This window comes from Flammeovirga sp. MY04, assembly GCF_001682195.2.
In the GTDB taxonomy this organism is placed as follows: Bacteria; Bacteroidota; Bacteroidia; order Cytophagales; family Flammeovirgaceae; genus Flammeovirga; species Flammeovirga yaeyamensis.
Genome location: NZ_CP003560.2, coordinates 3,436,046 through 3,454,101 on the forward strand (window position 1 = coordinate 3,436,046; position 18,056 = coordinate 3,454,101).

Consider the following 18,056-nt stretch of genomic DNA (forward strand, 5'->3'; position numbering starts at 1 on the left):
TAATCTAGGTGATATGACTTCTTTAAAAATAAACTTCTTGATATTCATAATGTTTATATCGACCATTGGTGGCTTTGGACAAAACATGGACGAGGTAAATAAAAACATCGAGCATTTATGCAGCAAACAATTGTTCGGTAGAGGTTATGTAAAAAATGGAGATCAGAAAGCGGCACATTTTATTCAAATGCAATTTTCTAAACTTGGTCTTCGTGCTTTAAATCATGAAAATTATTATCAAGATTTTTCTTTTGATGTAAATACCTTCCCACAAAATATCAGTTTAAAAGTGGATGGCACATCTCTAGTTTTAGGAAAAGATTATATACCTGCGTCTGACAGTGGTTCAGGAAAATCAACAGGAAAAATTCATTTTCTCAACGAGGCCATATTTTCTGATAAAGAAGCCCAACAAGAGTTTATGAAAAAAGATTTGTCAGGACTCGTTTTAGTCTATGATCAAAAACAAGAGCAAAATAAAATGAGCTGGGGTCGATTGCTTTTTCCTAAAATGATGGAAGCCAATGCTACTATCGTGCTAGTGGATAAAAAACTAACCTCTGGGATATCACAATATCAAATGCCACAACCTCGTTTTTTTGTCTTGAAAGAGAAGATCACTAAGGAGAATAAAGAATTGAGTTTAGATATTTTGGGGTTGATGAAACCACAATACAAGTCTCAAAATGTTATTGGGGTGATCAACGGTACAACATCCCCTGAGGAATACATCTTCATCACCGCACATTATGATCATTTGGGAGGCATTGGTAAGAAAACCTATTTCCCCGGAGCAAATGATAACGCTTCTGGAGTGGCTATGCTTTTAGAATTAGCGAAACATTACCAACAAAATCCTCCAGAGAAATCTATTGTATTTATTGCTTTTGGTGGTGAAGAAGTCGGGTTAATCGGATCGAAATATTATGTAGAACATCCTCTTATTCCCCTAGATCAAATCAAATTCTTGGTGAATCTCGATTTATTTGGCACAGGTGAAGACGGCATGATGGCCGTAAATGGAAAAGTATATACGGAACAATATCAATTACTCGATTCTTTGAATACGGAAGGCAATTACTTATCCTCTATTCAATCTAGAGGGAAGGCAGCCAACTCTGATCATTATTTCTTCAGCGAAGCGGGAGTACCTTCTTTCTTCTTTTATTTGATGGGAAAATCTTGGACGCATTATCACGATATCAATGATAAAACCCCATTGCCTTTAAGTGATTTTAAAGGGGCATATCAGCTGATAATCGACTTTTGTGATCATCTTTAAAAGGTGTTAAAATGTATTAACCGAACAAGTATTAACAATTTCAATTTTTAGGGGTGATAATCAGTAAAAAGAGATATAAGAACTATTTAATTATATATCTCTCATGCAACATCGCTTACTATTCATACTCGTGCTATTTGTTTCGCTTCAGTCTTGTGTTTTACTAGACGAACACGTTCCTGCTGATGAAGTTAAGGTAGAATACAAAGATCAAGATGCTTTAAAATTAAAGCCTATGGTCGATCGATATATTCAAGAAGCCTCAAAAAGAAATGTCTTCTTTAAAAATAAAAAAGTCACCATTCATACAACATCTTATTCAGGCATTAATGGTAAGGGTAATCCAATGACCAGTAATGTCAACATCAATAAGACTTCTAAAAACTGGGAGAAATATATGAAAGGAGATGAAGCTGCGATGCTTTCTACAGTTTCTCATGAATTATGTCATGCACTATTAGGTTATCACCATAGAGGAAATGGAAAATTAGAATATCACGGTGAACTGTATAGAAATAGTATTATGACTTCCACCAATTGGGGAGTCCCTTCTTTAGATAAAGAAAATAACGAAATCTGGGAGTACTATTACGATGAGTTATTTCGTGTAACAGATATTCAAAGTAACTACGAAGAAATTTCAGCAAATGGCAAAGAAGATATGTCTCAATTCGATGTTTGTGAACATCATGATGAAGTAAACTAAAAAAAACAGGTCTTTTATAAAATGATTATGAGAAGTTTACAACTATTCTAATCAGTTGTTAAATTCTTCCATTACCTTTGCATGTGGAACCTCGTGCAATTTGAGTTATGTGCTGGGTTCATTTCCAAGTTCATTACAACATTATGTACGATAATAAAAAGAAACATTTTAGAAGATCACCACGTCCAAAAACAAATGCTGAAGATATCATGTATGGTATTCAGCCGATCTTCGAGGCCTTAGAAGCAGGAAAACAATTCGAGAAATTATTTATACAAAGAGATTCATCTAACGAGTCTGTAGCAGCTATTCATAAAATGGCCAATAAAGCAGGTATCGTGGTTTCTCGTGTTCCTCAAGAAAAATTACAACGTATTACTTCTAAGAATCACCAAGGGGTGATTGGTTTCGTACCAGCCATCGACTATGTGGACCCTCAAAATGTAATTGCTACTGCTTACGAAGAAGGTAAAGTGCCTTTAGTTCTTGTATTAGACAGAGTAACTGATGTTAGAAACTTTGGTGCCATTGCTAGAACAGCTGAATGTGCCGGAGTAGATTTAATTGTGATTCCTAAGAAAGGTTCTGCACAAATTGGTAGTGATGCTGTGAGAACATCAGCAGGTGCCTTAAACCATATTCCTGTAGCAAGAGTAGACAATTTGACTCAGGCAGTGATTGAAATTCAAGAAGCAGGTCTTCAGTTGGTTTCTTGTACTGAGAAAGGTTCTAAAGATGTGTACTACATCGACATGGAAGGACCAACGGCTATTATTATGGGTTCTGAGGAAGACGGTATCAACAGTGAATTGATTCATATCTCTGATAAATTGGCTAAAATTCCAATGACAGGTAAAGTGAGTTCATTGAATGTTGGTGTTGCTGCCGGAATCATCATTTTTGAAGCGAATAGACAAAGAATGATGAATGCTTAATGCATTTTTCTATCTTTGTGAAAAATTATAGATAACAAACAAAAGCATCTATGCAGTTTACTGAAAATTGTAATAAAATCTTTGCACAAAGCATCGATACTTATCATGTAAAAGACCACGTAGATACTCCTATCGAAAACCCATTTGATAAGGAAGATATCCAACACCTATTATATCTTAAAAACTGGATCGATACTGTGCAATGGCACTTAGAGGACATCATCCGTGACCCTCAAATTAATCCAGATGAAGCGTTGAAAATCAAAAGACGTATTGATGCTTCTAACCAAGAAAGAACAGATGTAGTAGAATACATCGACAGCTGGTTCTTGGAAAAATATAAAGATGTTGCAGCGGTAGAGGGTGCAAGTATCAACACTGAATCTCCTGCATGGGCTATTGACCGTTTATCTATTCTTGCTTTGAAAATTTATCATATGCAAGAGGAAGTAAACCGTGAAAACGCTACTCCTGAGCATAAAGAAGCTTGTCAAGCAAAATTGGATATTCTTTTAGAGCAAAGAGTTGACTTATCAACTGCTATCGAAGAATTAGTAAATGATATTGCAGCAGGTAAAAAATACATGAAGGTGTACAAGCAAATGAAAATGTACAACGATCCTTCGTTAAACCCTGTACTTTATAAGGAAGGTAAATAATCCTCTCTTATCCTATGATATAGATCCTCTAATAAGGATTATTTTAAAAGTTGTTTTCATATTACTCTTTGTATTTGGAAACAACTTTTTATTTTTATGACGGGTTATGCTTTTCAATGGTCTAACCTTAGAATTACTAAAGTTTATCAACATTCTGTTTATTTCATGTCAAAAAAAATTCTAGCATTTCGATTTTCAGCAATGGGCGATGTGGCTATGACCGTTCCAGTGCTTAAAGAGGTTTTAAAGCAGAATCCGGATACCGAAATCGTCATGGTTTCTCGTCCGTTTCTAAAGCCTTTTTTCGAAAACATTCCTAGGTTAACCTTTTTTGGAGCTGATTTAAACGGGGAACATAACGGCTTTAAAGGACTTAGAAAGCTATACAAATCGCTTCAGGCACAAGGTCCATTTTTAGCAGTAGCTGATATACATTCCGTATTAAGAACCTTTATATTGGATGCTTTTTTCCAAACATCAGGTACTAAGGTCGTTCGAATTGACAAAGGGCGTAAGGGCAAAAAACAGCTTACTAGACCAAAAGATAAAGTGATGCAACCGCTTAGGCCAATGCCCGAAAGATATGCAGATGTCTTCAGAAAAATTGGTTTAACGGTAGAACTTCCTCATCAATTAAGTCCTAAAGTTTCTGATGCTTTAAACCAGGCAGAGTTAGAGCTTTTAGGCGGAAAAAATAATTCTTGGATTGGCATCGCCCCTTTTGCTCAACACAAAGGCAAAGCTTGGGGAGAAGTGAAAGCAGTCGCTTTGGCTAAATTGCTTCAGGAAAAAGAAAATGCAAAAGTGATCTTTTTCGGTGGACCTGGAGAAGAATCAAAGCTTTTGGATAAATGTGTGGAGCAAGTGCCTGGAAGCATTAACCTTGCTGGAAAAATTAAATTAAAAGAAGAGTTGGATATTATCGAACATCTCGATGTGATGGTCAGTATGGACTCTGCCAATATGCATATGGCTTCCTTAAGAGGAACGCCGACAGTATCGGTTTGGGGAGCCACTCATCATTATGCTGGATTTATTGGCTACGGTCAAGATAAAGCGAATATCGTAGAGTTATCCACTCAGGAACTTCCTTGCCGACCATGTTCGGTCTTTGGTAACAAACCTTGCCTAAGAGAAGACTATGCTTGTTTGGAGGGAGTCACTCCAGAGATGGTCTATCAGAGAGTGGCAACAGTTTTAAATAAATAAGGATTCATACCATGTCTCTCATCTATTTTCTTGATTTAGTAGGAACGTTTGTTTTTGCTATTTCTGGATCTTTAGCTGCATCGGAAAAGAAATTTGATATTTTCGGTGCCTTGTTTGTCGCGAGTGTAACTGCTGTTGGCGGAGGTACCGTTCGTGATGCTATTTTAGGCAGTACTCCTGTTTTCTGGACAATGGATACCAATTACCTTTTGGTCATTACAGGAGCGGTAGCTTTTACTGTGTTGTTTAAAAAAATAGTGACCAGGTTACGCACTACCCTTTTTCTTTTCGACACCATGGGATTAGGTGTTTTCACTTTTATTGGTGTAGAAAAAGCATCGCTTATGGGGATATCTCCTGCAATTTGTGTCATAATGGGAACATTTACAGCTGTACTTGGAGGTGTTATTCGCGATACTTTATGCAATGAGGTCCCTCTTATTTTTAGAGAAGAGATCTACGCTACTGCTTGTATTGTGGGCGGGATTATTTTTGTACTCCTTTCCTACTTAGGATTAGCGGACAACATAACTACTTGGGCAAGTGTATTTTCTGTCATTTCGATTCGTATTCTAGCCATTAAGTATCATATTACTTTGCCTAAGATGAAATAGTTAAGTTTGTTTTGTTCTTTCAGTGGTCACATCAAATACTCTTTTTGGAGCTTAAAGAACAAAAAAACACATGAACATTTGTTAATTTGTTAGTAAGTTCTGATGATTATCTGCCAATTATCATCATTTCCCATAAACATTTCATTACATTTGTGATAACAAAAGAAAAAATTACACCGTCTTCTAAAGACAAATAACTATATAAATCATATGGAAACTTTCTTATTAGGTGTAGGCATTTTTGGTCTATTCTTTATTTTGATGTCAGTAAAACTGATTTTCAAGAAAGATGGAAAATTTGAAGGTACTTGTGCTTCTCAAAGCCCATTTCTAAATCCAGAAGGTAAATCTTGTAGCTACTGCGGTAAAGATCCAAGCCAATGTAAAAACAAGCAAAAAGCGGCTGGAGCATAATCTTATCAAAAAATATTTTGACGGTCCCTATCTTTAAAAGGTAGGGACTTTTTTTGTTTATAAAATTACAACCGATTGCAATATTTTTTTATCAAAAATCATCAAAATCAATCGCCAACTTATCATAATTGTTTCTTTTACATTTTTATATTTGTCATTGGAGATAGGAAAAAAAAGATTCTACCTCTTGTATGAAATTAAATAATCGAAGATAACTTATATGTCAAATAAAACTCCTAAACCCGATTTATCCTTTTGGCAAATTTGGAACCTTAGTTTTGGTTTCCTTGGTGTACAATTTGGATTTGCCTTACAGAATGGTAACGTGAGTAGAATCTTACAAGCTTTGGGTGCAGATGTGCATCACTTGGGCTATTTCTGGTTAGCGGCTCCTATTGCGGGTATTATTATTCAACCAATTATTGGTGGTGCTTCAGACTTTACTTGGAACAGACTTGGACGTAGAATTCCTTACATTGTAGGTGGTGCAATTATGGCGACATTGGCCATGTTCTTAATGCCGAATTCTGAAGTTTTTGTAGCATTTCTACCTCCAATGATTTTTGGTGCCATTATGCTATTAATCATGGATGCCTCTTTCAATATCACCTTCCAGCCATTTAGAGCTTTAGTTGGTGATATGGTTAACGATAAACAAAGAGATTTAGGTTATTCAGTTCAATCATTCTTGATTAACACTGGTGCTGTTATTGGTTCAGCATTACCATTTATACTAACAGCATGGGGCGTTTCTAACGAACCGGATACCGCTGCTGGTCAAAAAGTAGCTGATTCAACAGTATGGTCGTTTTATATTGGTGGAGCAACGTTAATCTTGACGGTGATTTGGACAGCAATGAGAACGAAAGAGTATCCTCCAAAAGAATATGCAGAGTATAATAATGTTGATCTTGAGGCTAAAGCTCAAAAAGAAGATAAAGGTGGTATTAGGGAATTTATGGATACTCTATTAGGGTCTCCTAAAGTAATGATACAATTAGCAGCAGTGCAATTATGTTCTTGGGTAGCACTTTACTTTATGTGGGTGTACTCTACTCCTGCTATCGCTCAACACATTTGGGATACAACAGACACCACATCAAAAGCGTATAACGAAGCGGGTGACTGGGTAGGTATAATGTTCGCTGCTTACAGTTTAGCGGCTGCATTATTCTCTATTGCGATGCCAATCCTAATTAAAACTTTAAACAGAAAAGCAGTTTACTCAGGTGCTTTAATCTGTGGTGGTATTGGTTTAGTAAGTATCAGTTATATTCAAGATCAGTACATGTTGCTTATTCCTATGATTGGTGTAGGTATGGCATGGGCTGCTATCTTGGCAATGCCTTTCAGTATTTTAGCAGAAAACTTACCGGCTGAAAAAATGGGATTATACATGGGTATTTTCAATGTAACTATTGCAGGTCCTCAAATTTTCGCTGGTCTTTTTGGAGGTTCAATCGCTACAAGTTTCTTCGATGGAAACACAGTAGGTCTACTTACTTTCGCAGGTGTTTTACTCATTATTGGTTCATTCTGCGTAGGTTTAGTATCGGATAAGAAACCTTCTACTGAAGAATAAATCAAACAGATTTACCTATATACCTTTTTTTAAAAGAGCATTTTGGATGGAATTAGTTTTCCTTCTGTCATGCTCTTTTTTTGGTTTAAACAGTATAACTTCAAATTTGGCACACATTTTACGCCTAATTATATCTAATCAAAAGTATCAATTTGAGGAATTTGAACGTTATCTCTCTAGTTGATCTACTCACTTTTTAAAACGACCTACCTTTTTCAGGGATAAAATATAATGATCGAGAAATACTTTAAGCAATTTTCTATCAAGCAACTCATCTTTTGGGTGGGAGGTATTCTTATTGGAGCAGTACTGTTCACGGTCCTCACTCTTGTAGGACTTTACACTAATGAGAGTTTAGAAGTAGATGTCTCTGCTCGTAATTCAATGCTTTCCCAAAGAATTGTTTTGTTGGCCAATATTTATGTAAATACTGGAGATCAATCGGCTAAAGATGATCTAGAAAATGCTTTAAACCTGTATGATGGATCTTTATTGGTGATGAAACACGGTGGTTCTGTTCCAGAGATGGAAAGCAAGAAGATCCGTCCTGCTAATGAACGTGTAGACGATTATATTGAGCGTATTGAGGAAGTTTGGAAGCCATTTAGAAATAATGTTAGAACCATACTAGAAGAGCCTCTGAATACATCAAATTATTCTTTCAACATGGATATTGATATGGCGCTATACTTATCGGATAGTGTGGGGCTTTTGAGTCGTTTTGAAGAAGAAAACATCACTGTAAGAAATAGCTTAACGTATCTGGAGAAAAATTCTGGAGCGATGCTTAAAGTCAATCAGGATTTAGTAAAAGCCTATGTGAATGATTCAGAAGAAATCGAATATCAATTGGTTCGTTTTATTCTGATTGCCATTATTCTGATCTGCATTGTTGTATTTGTCAATGCACTTTTACTCAACAACCTCATCATTAAACCTCTAGAAGAATTATCGGAAAAAGGGAACCTTATTGCGGCCGGTAATCTTGATGTTGAATTTAATTCAAGAGGTACCAAAGAAATGACCAAAATGCGTGGCTCTTTAATGAGTATGCGTCAGAAATTGGAAGACATTTCTATGTATGTGATGGAGTTTAGTAAAGGAAATTATGATGTCGAGTTTAGTGCTGAAGATAAAGAAAGTTATAAATCCGATCCTTTTATTCAATCCTTAGTAGAGACGAAAAACCGTCTTAAATTAAACTCCGATGAACGAAGTGAAAGAGAATGGGTAAACGAAGGGTTGGCTCGATTAAACAAAGTAATACGTGTTCATAGTGGCAATTCTGTTGAATTAGGTCATGCCTTGGTCAAAGAATTGAGCCGTTTTATGAATTGTACACACGCGGCCTTCTACATTCATAAAAAAGATCCTGTCACTCAAGATGAATTTTTAGAGCTGACTTCATTATATGCTTTTGATACTTACAAAGAGGAAGAAGGATTGAAGATCAGAAGAGGTGAAGGACTTATAGGTGAAATTTGGCAAGAAGGCGAGCCTATTTACCTTACAGAAATTCCGGATCAATATATCAACATTCGTTCTGGTTTGGGTGATGCTTCCCCTAACTCTATCACCATATTCCCATTCAAATCGCATGGTATCGTAGAAGTAATTCTGGAACTTTCATCATTTAAACCTTTAGAGAAAAAGGCACTTCAGCTATTGAATGAGATCGGTGGAGCTATAGCGACCTCTGTAGTAACCTCAGAAAACACTTCTAACGTAAGTAAGCTATACAATGACAGTAAACGCCTAACAGATGAGCTTCGTACCAATGAGGAGGAAATAAAGCAAAGTATGGAAGAACTTCAGGCTACGCAAGAGCAATTGGTAAGAGAAAGAAGAGAAACAGAATCTACGAAGAAGCTTCTTAACGAAATTGTTGACTCAACTGCGGGCCGATTACTTATTGTTGAGGATAGCGGACAAATCTATTTTGGTAGCCTTTCTATGCAAGAGTTCATTGGATTTAATGCTGATGAATTAAAGCAGATGGATATCAAAGAAATCATCCCTGGCTTCACTGAAACAGAAGAATGGCAGAATCTACATCAAAAAGAAAAATATGATATTCTCAATAACTTAGGAGAAAGAAATAAAATGTCTCTTGAAGTTCGTAAAGTATACTTCGAAGATGGAGAACGATGGTTGATTTCTATTTCGAAGGCTTAGAAAAAAATTGAAACAAGATTACTTAAGCAATTAAGCTGCTTAATTGAGTAAACAAAATGCCTGATACAGTTAAAATGTATCAGGCATTTTTATTTATGCATTGAAGTCTGCAAAGTCATTATTATACTGTTACGTCTATAAGAATCACAATACTCTATTTGACTTCAAATACTCTCCTTTTTCTAATATAACCCTCGGCATCGTTAGGAAGAATTACTTTGTACCAGATATCATTTTCACTCTCGATCTTCAAACGTTCGCCCTGAACAATCTCTGCAAGCTTCTTACCACCGGCAGATGGCTCATTCATCAATAACGCTCCATGATTTCTCACAATCGCTTGTTCTCTTTCAATTCCTCCATTAAAAGCCCATAGTCCAATAATAGAAAAAACTGCAACAAAGAAAGTTAAAGTTGTAATTGACAAACTTTGTTTCCTTCTAATGAACATTAAAACCAAACATACCGTTATCAAGGTAATTAAAACGGCTGCAAAAAGTGTTTGCATGTTATTGAACAAGGAAACAAAAAATTCTTTATCGGAATACTGATATCCCAACAAGTTGTTTTCCTCTGCAATTTTTGTCATTTTATTTAACGTCTGACGGTCAGCCGTAAGGCGATATTGCAGATTTAAATAGTACAAAGCAGTGGAATAATTGTCTTGTCCCTCTTGAATAAAGGCCATTCGAAGCAACATTCTTGAAGAATACGCTTGATCATTTGTCAAAATATCTTCGTAAATAGTGTAAGCATCAATGTACTGTTGTGATTCAAAAAGTGAATCTGCTTTGGAAATTTTCGTTTCTAAGGCCGAAAATCCAAATCCTAATTGACTGAAAGTCAATAAATATAAACTTATTAAGGATAAAATAAATCTCATTATTTGCTTGATGTTGAAAATCATTCTACATTTGCACTCGCAAAAAAGGAAAGACAAACGAGTTTTTCAAATTTAATAGGTCGTTTTAATTTTCTAAAATTACTTGCGATCTTTTAGAAAAATTATGATTCCGTAGCTCAGTTGGTAGAGCATCTCCCTTTTAAGGAGAGGGTCCTGGGTTCGAGCCCCAGCGGGATCACCAAGCCAATACAGAAATGTGTTGGCTTTTTTTATGCCTTGATAAACTCAACTTTTTTTCGGATATTATAAACAACACGAAATTAAACTGCCTATAGAACACCTTTACTAAAAAAATACTATGATTTATGAGAAAAGTAAACTACTGAGAACATACAAATATGTGTTGAGTAGTAGCCTATTAATTATTTTAGGATTTTTTATCTCTTTAGAAGCATCCGCTTCAGAAAGAAGAATTCCCTTAAAAGAAAATACAATTACTACTTATCAAACTTTAAGTTTGGTAATTCTACCAAACCCTGTTGTAGCAGAAGAAAATGGTCTAAATGTCTCAATGGAAATTGATGGTATCGATCGTTCATTCCCTGTACAAGTATTGCTCTATAATACCATCGGAAACTTGATTTACCGTATGGATATATCTGTAGATAATTCTAAAGTACAATTAAAATATAAACCTAAAGTAGAAGTTTCAGAAGGCTTATATTTCGTTTCTGTATTAAACGGAAATCAAAGAGTAACAAAACGCTTGGTAGTAAACTCCCATTAAAAAAAGCTTGTCATCTCTTTAGTTGGAATAACAAGCTTTTTATATCATCAATGTATATGTATTATCTATGCCACTGAACCTCTCAGACGATCTAACAAATTACTTAAAGTCTCTGCTTCCTCATCAGTTAGGTTATTAAACATATTCTTCATCTCGTCCTCTAGTGGATCAAGTTGCTTCAACTTATCTAATCCTTCCTGAGTAATAATCACGTCTACTTTTCGTCGATTACTTCCACACGTTTCTCTTTGAACATATTTTTTCTCAATCAATCGGTCAATAAGACGGGTTAAATCCGGGCTTTTATCAATCATTACCTCCTTAATACTTCCCGGATTCATGCATTTAGGATGAGCACCTCTTAGTATTCTCATCACATTATATTGTTGATGAGTTACTCCGTGTTCCTTAAACCAAGATTTAGTTTGGTTAAGCATCCAATTATTGGTAAACATTAAATTGATATAGGCTTTCTGAAAAGCGTCTTTAAAATTTTTCTGATTTATATCTTTTTCAATCGACATGACAAAGGAAGTATTTGTTTGAACAAAATATGTTAACTCGCAATAAATGATATTTTTCTAATAATACCAAGAATATCAAATTTTGTTTAAACAAATTGTATTATTTATAGAGAATTCAAATAATCTATTTTGATCATTCGCTTAGTTAGAACTAATTGAATGCTGTTTATTTGAATCGATTTCTTTCGTAAAAACAGTTGGTGCCCAAGTCCATTTATGCCATAACATTTCAAATGGTCCTTGTTTATACTTTTTCAACCAAAGGTGACAGAAAAACATTTGGAAGAATAAGAAGACAAATCCAATTAATAAACTAAATGCCACTCCACAAGTATCGGCTAAATGGAATCCATATCCGAAATAGATAATACCTCCAAAAATGGACTGAGTGATGTAATTGGTTAAACTCATTCTACCATATGTCTTTACTACTTTAGTCGCTTTTTGCACCGCTTTAAATTGATATAGCCACACAATTAAGGAAATCCATATAAAGGTGAAGCTTAACTTCCACCACATATCGAAAATAACTCCTAAAGTTCGTTTTATCGCAAGAGCTTCTTGCTTAGTAAGAAATATATCTTTTAAGTACAATAATGGAATCATGACAATAATAGAGATCACAAAGACTTTTTTCCAACCGCCTATAAACTCATCTCTAAAGTAGCCTTTTTTCCCTATCCAGAACCCTAAAGTAAACAAACCTATCGTTTGTTCTGCCCTGCCATTTTCTACTGCCCATAGGAAAGAAAATCCTTGTCCATCGGTAAGGTTACTTTTGACCGTCTCCCAGAAAGTGCCATTTTTAACGACTTCCATGCTCGACTTCCATAATGGAACAAATAATTGACTTCCGACTTCGTATGTAGGTACTAATTTGATATATATAAAATGAAGAATTTCGTAAGGTTGTGCTAAAAAGAATAAAGCGATTATGAGTAACGATTTATTCGATAGATGTCTCATAAAATATAAGGAAACACCACATACAGCATAGAGTAAAAGTACTTCACCAGGGAAAAAGGCGGCATTAAATTGGGCAAAACCTACCAATAATAACAATCGCCACAAATACCTAGGCCCAAAATCAATCCCTTTTTCTTTTTGTTTTTGATACATAAGGTAAAAGGTAAACCCAAATAGTAAGGCAAAAATCGAATAGGTTTTACCTCCAAAAAAGAAGAACATCCAATGGAAAACTTCAGCGTTTAACGTATTCAACCAATCTGGATTGATGGATTTATCTGGATAATGATAATAGTTAAAATGCTCGATATTATGAATTAACATAATGGCCATGACAGCATATCCTCTTAGGACATCAATGACCTCAATTCTTTTATTTAGTACGCTACTCATTTCAATTCGAAGTAATTTAATTTCGTAAGTTTAGTTTTTACCGTCGCAAGTAAAGTATTTATTTATAGATAAAAAGTGATTTTTAGCGGGCATTAAAAAAAGGACTACATTTCTGTAGCCCTTTTTATATTTTTAAGACAATTACCTTATACTTCTTCTGTAGTATCAGGCTTTTGCTCTGTATCCGTCGTGTTTTCTTCAGAAGGTTTTACTTCAACTTGAGCCTGTTCAGCTTCAACTTCCGCTTTTTTCTCTTCTGCTTCTTCAGTAAACTCTTGATAAATCGTTTTCTTATCAAATGGTCTTTCTCCGATGAGTTTTACTAAATCTGATTGATACAATACTTCTTTCTCTAAAAGTTGTTGAGCTAGTTTCTCTAAAGCATCACCGTGTTCTCTTAATAAATCAAGTGTTCTTTGGTAAGCACCTTCGATTAACTTTTTCACTTCCTCATCAATCTTCTCCGCTAAAGCTTCAGAATATGGTCTAGAACTAAATTCGCTACGGTTTGGATCGTAGAATGATAAATGACCAATTTCGTTGTTCATACCATAAATAGACACCATGCTGTAAGCCATTTTGGTTGTTCTTTCCAAATCACTTAATGCTCCAGTTGAAATTCTACCGAAGATGATTTCTTCTGCTGCACGACCACCTAATGTCATACAGATTTCGTCCATCATTTCTTCTGTAGTATTTAAGTATTGTTCTTTTGGTAGGTATTGTGCATAACCCAATGCAGCAACACCACGAGGAACGATACTTACTTTCACTAAAGGATTGGCATGTTCTAAGAACCAACCTGTCACCGCGTGACCTGCTTCGTGGTAAGCAACAATTCTCTTTTCTTCTTTAGAGATGATTTTATTTTTCTTCTCTAAACCACCAATTACTCTATCAATTGCTGCCATGAAATCGTCCATCTCTACAGCTGATTTGTTATTTCTTGCAGCAATTAGTGCAGCTTCGTTACAAACGTTCGCTAACTCAGCACCCGCAAAACCTGGTGTTTGAGTAGCCAATTCTTTTGCATTCACATTTTCCGATACTTTGATTGGATTTAAGTGAACTTTAAAGATTTGCTCTCTACCGTTAATATCTGGTTTATCTACAGAAATCTGACGGTCAAAACGACCCGCACGCATTAAGGCGTTATCCAATACATCTGGTCGGTTGGTAGCTGCAAGAATAATTACTCCTGAATCTGTACCGAAACCATCCATTTCTACTAAAAGTGAGTTCAATGTGTTTTCTCTTTCATCATTTGAACCCGGCATAGAACCCTTGCCTCTTGAACGACCGATAGCATCAATCTCATCAATAAAGATAATACAAGGCGCTTTTTCTTTAGCTTGTTTGAATAGGTCACGTACACGTGCTGCACCTACACCCACAAACATTTCTACAAAGTCAGAACCTGACATTGAGAAGAAAGGTACACCTGCTTCTCCGGCTACTGCTTTTGCTAATAATGTTTTACCTGTACCTGGAGGGCCTACTAGTAAAACACCTTTAGGAATTTTACCACCTAGGTCTGTATATTTCTTTGAGTTTTTCAAGAAATCGACGATTTCTTCTACCTCTTCTTTTGCTTCATCTAAACCTGCCACATCTTTGAAAGTTACTTTCATGTGGTTGGCATCAAACATTTGAGCTTTTGATTTACCAATATTGAAAATTTGTCCACCAGCACCGCCAGTAGCCATTCTTCTCATCAAGAACCAGAAACCGAATAAAAGAACTAGTAGGAAACCAGAACTCATAAACCATGTGGTAAAGCTTTCTTTTTCTTCTACTAAGAACTGTACTTTCTTATTTTCTGGAAAATCTTTTTGAAGCTCATCAATTTTTTCTTCAAATGCTGTCCCTGAAGTTATCATAAAACGGTAGTTTGGCTCACGTTTTACAACACTCAAAGGACTTCTCTCCTGTTGAAGTTTTTTGTATTTATTTTTCTTTAATGCTTCATTTGATAAGTAGATTTCTGCCCATTTATCATTGAGAACAACGACTTTTTCTACGTCGCCGTCTTTCAGCATTGTCTTGAATTCATTAATGTTTGTTGGTTCGGTAGCCCCACTTTTGTTACTAAAGTATGCCAAACCTAAAACCACTAAAATTAAGGATAATAAAATCCACAATTGATAGTTGTTTCCCTTTGGCATTGGGTTTTTAGGCGTGTTCCTCTGTTTTTGATCCATTCGAAAACTATGATCTTAAGTGTTTATTAATTCTTATTCGGTAGGTAATTTAAATACCTTAGCATCTCCCCAAAGTTCTTCTAGAGCATAAAACTCTCTTTTCTTTGGTAGAAAAACATGTGCTACTACTGTAACATAGTCAAGCAAAGCCCAACCGTCAGAGCCTTTACCTTCAGTAGCCCAAGGTTTTTCTCCTACAGTATCTTTTACTTCTTTTTCGACACTGTCTTTTACTGCGTCTAATTGAGTATCAGAAGATGCGGTACAAATTACGAAGAAATCTGTTACGGCATTCTTTACTTTTCTTAAATCTAATATTTCTATATTTTGAGCTTTTTTCTCTTGCATCCCTTTAGCAACGATGTGTGCTAACTCCTCTACATTTACGTTCTTCTTACTCATATTATCTTGTTAAGGATACTTCCTCAAATTTTTTTCTTAATTATTAGGTCGACAAAAGTCGATTTGTAATTTATATATTCTTTCTTGTATAATTGTACTGCAAAATCAATACTCAAATAATAAGAATTGTCATATTAGGTCAATTCTAAACAAAAGTAATAAATAGTTGTATAAAATTTCTGCCAATACGTCTATTATCGGTAAAAGTGTCATATATGTGCCTAGTTGTCACTCTACAAATGACCACCTAAATACCCTAGTTTCCCAACATCAATTAGCTGAAGGAACTACTGTCGTAACCTCTGCTCAAACCAATGGAAGAGGACAGAGAGGAAATATTTGGGAATGTGAATCTGATAAGAATATCACTTTATCATTTCTGCTTCACCCCAACTTTCTCCGAGCACAAGAACAATTCAATTTAAATATAGCAGTTTCTTTGGCAGTTTTTGATACTTTTTCGAAAGTATTGAACGGGGAAGACATAAAAATTAAATGGCCAAACGATTTAATTATCAATAATAAGAAAGTAGGAGGTATTTTGTTTGAGAATTATATTGTCGGAAAAAATATTTCGCACTCTGTTATTGGCATTGGCCTAAACATAAATCAGACAGGTTTTTCGGGTAATTTTTCTGCCACTTCTTTATTCCTCTTAACCGATAGAATCTTTAATCTTAGAACGGTGACTGAATCGCTTTTGGAACGTTTAGATTTTAGATACGATCAGCTTAAAAACAATAAATTGGAAATTCTTAAAAGAGAATATTACGATCATTTGTTTTGGTATCAAGAAGAAGGGTATTTTGAAGAAAGAATTCCAAATCAGGTTCCAAGAAGGTTTTACGGACACATCATTGGGGTAAATCAAAATGGTTGTTTATCTGTTATGACGGACGATAAAGAAGTAAAACACTATGGCTTTAAAGAGATAAAACATCTTTATTAATCGTTTGCTTCGTATTTAAAAGGATCTTCTAAAGTTAGCGTGAGTTTTTTACTTTCTCCAGAATTACTTACGATTCCAAGTGATAATTTTTGTCCATGTTTACCTCTAAATAATTTTCTTACTTCTTCCATAGATAAAGCACTCACCGAAGTACCATTTACTTTGAGTAAACGATCTCCTTTTTGTATTCCAGCTTTTGATGCTGGAGATGCATCTCTTATTTGAGAAACCTCATAATAGGGCAATTGAGGGAATGGTTTTATAAAATCAAGTCCAAGAAGATTGTATTGAAAAGTCTGTTTAAAATCTCTATTTTTTCTTAGTAATATTTCTTGGTGTTTGTAATCAATAACCACCGAAAATCTTCGTAAAATCTCAGATCCTATACTTCCATGGCGATCCTTTCCTATTTTATTTAAATGAGTAACATCAAAATCTGGGTATTTTGCAATGGGATCTTCAATAATGAAATCACCTATCTTCCAAAGATCCAATTTACTCACTTTTCCATAAAGGTCTCCGTTTATTCCAACTCCCAAATGATCCCGGATGGCTTGAACAGAAGCACGCATAGGCGAGTTCTCTTTTTCTAAAATCGATAAAGCATGACTTGCTCCAGTATCAACTAGTAACTTTAGTTTATAAGTGGTTTCCTCTCCCTGTTTTTTAGCTGTTGATACTATGTAGCTTCTATTTTTATTGACCTCCAATGGAAACTTATCATATCTTTTATGGAATTTACTTCTTCTCTTTTTAGCGTAAAAATCTTGATCATACAAAGTGATTTTCTTTTTGATATAATCAATATGCACAATAAAATGATTGAAAATAGTCGCACCAATAAGTCCATGCACGTGCATTCCCAGATTTTTTGATAGCAGCAAAATATCATGATTAGCAAAAATGATATCCTGGTTTAATCCCACAATACCATCTAAATTAACCGTATTACCCCAAGAATGATAAGCTATAATATCTTTTTTTGTTCCCCAGCCTTTAATATCAATTTCTCTCACCCTTCTTTGATCAAAGCCTATTGATTTAACAACATTAGGATCACTAATAATGGGATAGGTCACTCCTGTGTCAAGAATCAATTTTAAAGAGTCTGATTGATTGATCACAACAGAAATGATCATCAAATTATTGATAAGTTCAAATGGAATTTGCACATAGTTACTTCTCTCATTTTCGAAAACGAGGTTTTTCAAATGTGCTTTTGACTCTTGTGCAATGGTTTGATGTATGGTTGGTGAAATTATCAAAAATAGCATTCCCAACAACATCATTTTTGATACGTTGGTTTTCATAGTAATGTTAGTGGTGTTGTCTTTAATATAATGATTTATAAAGACTTAAACAAAAAAGGAAACCTTAAGGTCTCCTTTATTTTTTGATAATCTGTTTTAAAGTA

General features: G+C 35.0%; 17 protein-coding genes and 1 tRNA gene. 12 read left to right on the forward strand and 6 right to left on the reverse strand.

What is annotated here, in order from left to right; all coding sequences use genetic code 11:
* The first annotated feature begins 49 nt into the window (after positions 1–49).
* From MY04_RS13695 to MY04_RS13735, 9 genes are all read left to right on the forward strand, one after another.
* A complete protein-coding gene (locus MY04_RS13695; protein WP_066210397.1) occupies positions 50–1,282 on the forward strand; it encodes a M28 family metallopeptidase in 1,233 nt (410 codons plus the stop codon).
* A gap of 103 nt (positions 1,283–1,385) precedes the next feature.
* Complete coding sequence (locus MY04_RS13700; RefSeq protein ID WP_158297701.1) at positions 1,386–1,988, forward strand: hypothetical protein; 603 nt, start codon at positions 1,386–1,388, stop codon at positions 1,986–1,988.
* 143 nt (positions 1,989–2,131) lie between these two features.
* On the forward strand, positions 2,132–2,923 hold the full coding sequence (rlmB, locus tag MY04_RS13705; RefSeq protein WP_066210400.1) for a 23S rRNA (guanosine(2251)-2'-O)-methyltransferase RlmB: 792 nt from the start codon (positions 2,132–2,134) through the stop codon (positions 2,921–2,923).
* 50 nt (positions 2,924–2,973) lie between these two features.
* Positions 2,974–3,582 carry a DUF4254 domain-containing protein gene (locus MY04_RS13710; RefSeq protein WP_066210402.1) on the forward strand — a complete coding sequence of 203 codons (609 nt, stop codon included), beginning with the start codon at positions 2,974–2,976 and terminating at the stop codon, positions 3,580–3,582.
* Positions 3,583–3,747: 165 nt separating this feature from the next.
* Positions 3,748–4,791 carry a glycosyltransferase family 9 protein gene (locus tag MY04_RS13715; protein WP_066213301.1) on the forward strand — a complete coding sequence of 348 codons (1,044 nt, stop codon included), beginning with the start codon at positions 3,748–3,750 and terminating at the stop codon, positions 4,789–4,791.
* Positions 4,792–4,802: 11 nt separating this feature from the next.
* On the forward strand, positions 4,803–5,405 hold the full coding sequence (locus tag MY04_RS13720) for a trimeric intracellular cation channel family protein (RefSeq protein ID WP_066210404.1): 603 nt from the start codon (positions 4,803–4,805) through the stop codon (positions 5,403–5,405).
* Between the two features lie 210 nt (positions 5,406–5,615).
* The gene (locus MY04_RS13725) at positions 5,616–5,819 is read left to right on the forward strand and encodes a hypothetical protein (protein WP_066210406.1); all 204 of its coding nucleotides are present in this window, start codon (positions 5,616–5,618) and stop codon (positions 5,817–5,819) included.
* 220 nt (positions 5,820–6,039) lie between these two features.
* On the forward strand, positions 6,040–7,401 hold the full coding sequence (locus tag MY04_RS13730) for an MFS transporter (RefSeq protein WP_066210408.1): 1,362 nt from the start codon (positions 6,040–6,042) through the stop codon (positions 7,399–7,401).
* Between the two features lie 231 nt (positions 7,402–7,632).
* Complete coding sequence (locus tag MY04_RS13735) at positions 7,633–9,576, forward strand: GAF domain-containing protein (RefSeq protein WP_066210411.1); 1,944 nt, start codon at positions 7,633–7,635, stop codon at positions 9,574–9,576.
* Between the two features lie 154 nt (positions 9,577–9,730).
* Here the strand turns inward: MY04_RS13735 and MY04_RS13740 are convergent, their stop codons facing one another.
* Complete coding sequence (locus MY04_RS13740; RefSeq protein WP_066210414.1) at positions 9,731–10,459, reverse strand: SH3 domain-containing protein; 729 nt, start codon at positions 10,457–10,459, stop codon at positions 9,731–9,733.
* A gap of 126 nt (positions 10,460–10,585) precedes the next feature.
* On the opposite strand from MY04_RS13740, the gene MY04_RS13745 reads away from it, so the two are divergent.
* Positions 10,586–10,661 (forward strand) — tRNA-Lys (locus tag MY04_RS13745).
* Between the two features lie 117 nt (positions 10,662–10,778).
* Positions 10,779–11,207: a T9SS type A sorting domain-containing protein gene (locus tag MY04_RS13750; protein ID WP_066210417.1), complete on the forward strand. Its 429-nt coding sequence runs from the start codon at positions 10,779–10,781 to the stop codon at positions 11,205–11,207.
* Positions 11,208–11,272: 65 nt separating this feature from the next.
* On the opposite strand, the gene MY04_RS13755 is transcribed toward MY04_RS13750, so the two are convergent.
* The 4 genes from MY04_RS13755 to rsfS all read right to left on the reverse strand — a co-directional run bounded on the left by MY04_RS13755 (position 11,273) and on the right by rsfS (position 15,693).
* Positions 11,273–11,731 (reverse strand): MarR family winged helix-turn-helix transcriptional regulator, encoded by a 459-nt coding sequence (locus MY04_RS13755; RefSeq protein ID WP_066210420.1) that lies wholly within the window; start codon positions 11,729–11,731, stop codon positions 11,273–11,275.
* A 141-nt stretch (positions 11,732–11,872) separates the two neighbouring features.
* On the reverse strand, positions 11,873–13,090 hold the full coding sequence (locus tag MY04_RS13760; protein ID WP_066210422.1) for a DUF418 domain-containing protein: 1,218 nt from the start codon (positions 13,088–13,090) through the stop codon (positions 11,873–11,875).
* 146 nt (positions 13,091–13,236) lie between these two features.
* The gene (gene ftsH, locus MY04_RS13765; RefSeq protein ID WP_066210424.1) at positions 13,237–15,291 is read right to left on the reverse strand and encodes an ATP-dependent zinc metalloprotease FtsH; all 2,055 of its coding nucleotides are present in this window, start codon (positions 15,289–15,291) and stop codon (positions 13,237–13,239) included.
* A 33-nt stretch (positions 15,292–15,324) separates the two neighbouring features.
* Positions 15,325–15,693 carry a ribosome silencing factor gene (rsfS, locus tag MY04_RS13770; protein WP_066210426.1) on the reverse strand — a complete coding sequence of 123 codons (369 nt, stop codon included), beginning with the start codon at positions 15,691–15,693 and terminating at the stop codon, positions 15,325–15,327.
* Positions 15,694–15,859: 166 nt separating this feature from the next.
* Between rsfS and MY04_RS13775 the strand changes: the two genes are divergently transcribed.
* Positions 15,860–16,642: a biotin--[acetyl-CoA-carboxylase] ligase gene (locus tag MY04_RS13775; RefSeq protein ID WP_066210428.1), complete on the forward strand. Its 783-nt coding sequence runs from the start codon at positions 15,860–15,862 to the stop codon at positions 16,640–16,642.
* On the opposite strand, the gene MY04_RS13780 is transcribed toward MY04_RS13775, so the two are convergent.
* Positions 16,639–17,952 (reverse strand): PDZ domain-containing protein, encoded by a 1,314-nt coding sequence (locus MY04_RS13780; RefSeq protein WP_066210430.1) that lies wholly within the window; start codon positions 17,950–17,952, stop codon positions 16,639–16,641. The genes MY04_RS13775 and MY04_RS13780 overlap by 4 nt on opposite strands.
* Between the last annotated feature and the right edge of the window lie 104 nt (positions 17,953–18,056).

Coding starts and splice junctions, on each gene's coding strand:
- MY04_RS13695 (WP_066210397.1), top strand. CDS start 50: ATGTTTATATCGACCATTGGTGGCTTTGGACAAAACATGGACGAGGTA.
- MY04_RS13780 (WP_066210430.1), bottom strand. CDS start 17,952: ATGAAAACCAACGTATCAAAAATGATGTTGTTGGGAATGCTATTTTTG.
- MY04_RS13760 (WP_066210422.1), bottom strand. CDS start 13,090: ATGAGTAGCGTACTAAATAAAAGAATTGAGGTCATTGATGTCCTAAGA.
- MY04_RS13720 (WP_066210404.1), top strand. CDS start 4,803: ATGTCTCTCATCTATTTTCTTGATTTAGTAGGAACGTTTGTTTTTGCT.
- MY04_RS13725 (WP_066210406.1), top strand. CDS start 5,616: ATGGAAACTTTCTTATTAGGTGTAGGCATTTTTGGTCTATTCTTTATT.
- MY04_RS13710 (WP_066210402.1), top strand. CDS start 2,974: ATGCAGTTTACTGAAAATTGTAATAAAATCTTTGCACAAAGCATCGAT.
- rlmB (WP_066210400.1), top strand. CDS start 2,132: ATGTACGATAATAAAAAGAAACATTTTAGAAGATCACCACGTCCAAAA.
- rsfS (WP_066210426.1), bottom strand. CDS start 15,693: ATGAGTAAGAAGAACGTAAATGTAGAGGAGTTAGCACACATCGTTGCT.
- MY04_RS13740 (WP_066210414.1), bottom strand. CDS start 10,459: ATGAGATTTATTTTATCCTTAATAAGTTTATATTTATTGACTTTCAGT.
- MY04_RS13700 (WP_158297701.1), top strand. CDS start 1,386: ATGCAACATCGCTTACTATTCATACTCGTGCTATTTGTTTCGCTTCAG.
- MY04_RS13735 (WP_066210411.1), top strand. CDS start 7,633: ATGATCGAGAAATACTTTAAGCAATTTTCTATCAAGCAACTCATCTTT.
- MY04_RS13755 (WP_066210420.1), bottom strand. CDS start 11,731: ATGTCGATTGAAAAAGATATAAATCAGAAAAATTTTAAAGACGCTTTT.
- ftsH (WP_066210424.1), bottom strand. CDS start 15,291: ATGGATCAAAAACAGAGGAACACGCCTAAAAACCCAATGCCAAAGGGA.
- MY04_RS13730 (WP_066210408.1), top strand. CDS start 6,040: ATGTCAAATAAAACTCCTAAACCCGATTTATCCTTTTGGCAAATTTGG.
- MY04_RS13750 (WP_066210417.1), top strand. CDS start 10,779: ATGATTTATGAGAAAAGTAAACTACTGAGAACATACAAATATGTGTTG.
- MY04_RS13715 (WP_066213301.1), top strand. CDS start 3,748: ATGTCAAAAAAAATTCTAGCATTTCGATTTTCAGCAATGGGCGATGTG.